The organism is Moraxella caviae (assembly GCF_002014985.1).
GTDB lineage: Bacteria > Pseudomonadota > Gammaproteobacteria > Pseudomonadales > Moraxellaceae > Moraxella > Moraxella caviae.
In genome coordinates, this window is the sequence record NZ_MUXU01000092.1 from 1 (window position 1) to 1,183 (window position 1,183).

A 1,183-nucleotide genomic window follows, 5' to 3' on the forward strand; every position below is an offset into this window, starting at 1 on the left:
GGGAGGGGAGTACGTCACCTTACCAATAGCCATCACTGTCCTCCTAAAATCATTCTTTCAATATCAGCTTTGGTTTTAGCAAGAGTTTCGTCGGCTTGCTTGTATAAATCGGAAGCTTGCTGACGGATTTGGCGGATGTGGATAATGATTTTTTGTTGGGTTGCGAGATCAGGAACAGGAATTTGCAATAAAGCCAAATCCTTTGCATAAACGTGTACTTGCACTCCACCTTTTGCCAGCCTGTAAATTTCTTGCTGTTTGAGTTTCAAAATTTCGGCTAAAAATTCAGTTAGGATTTCATCTTCGTTTTTAGAAAAAATCATTGTGCAATCAGATGCAAAAATTGGGTAATCGTGATACCACACATAACCTGCTGAACCACTAGCGCTAACAGTGATGACATTTCCCGAGTGATTGTAGCTATGGTGATTATATGGGCTGGTTTGCCCACCTGCAATCACAGGATAATCGCCTTCAATAACATCATCAGAAGTAATACTTTGACCTTTTTGTAAAAAAGCCAATTTATCCAACCGCTTGTTTTCGTATTTTCCGCCTTGAATGCGAAAATATTTATTAAATTGGCTTTGAACATCAAACTGTCCACCTGATACCTTGCTCATTTGCACGGTAAATATACGGCTCTTCAAACAGTTATCTATTTTAGGCAAGTCAATTTGTAGCTCATCAAGCAGATAATCGTTAATGCTATTTAACAGGGTTTTAGCTTTGTCGTATGCCTTTTCTTTTTCAGAAATCGCATTATCCATCAAAGAAACACATTTTTCTTGTTGGCGTATATCAGGCAATTTAGGAATTTTTAGTGTCAGTATTTTGTCTAATCCTAATTTTGGAATGGTAGTTTGAATACTTGAAGCAATAATTTGTTGTTGCACAAAATCTGTTTGAAGCACTAGGCTAAGATATTTAGACCTTAAAATGGAATTGTCTTTAATAGATAATTTTGCACAATTTTCTGTCAAAATTACCTTTTTGTTTGCAGGAAAATTATCTACAATCTGAATTTTGCCGATCGTTCCAGCGATAGAAATAACCAGTTCATTCTCAAATAGTTCATATCGCTGCAAAGCAAGATATATTTCTTCGCTCACAAATTTACAATTTCCAAAATAAGCAGACTGATATTCTGTCATATCACTTACTCTGAAATATAAATAATTTG

The 1,183-nt window shown here is 35.7% G+C and carries 1 protein-coding gene; it reads right to left on the reverse strand.

The window, feature by feature from the left end; translation table 11 throughout:
- Positions 1-32 precede the first annotated feature (32 nt).
- A partial coding sequence (locus B0181_RS11260; protein ID WP_143821608.1) for a restriction endonuclease subunit S occupies positions 33-1,183 on the reverse strand: 1,151 nt, incomplete at its 5' end.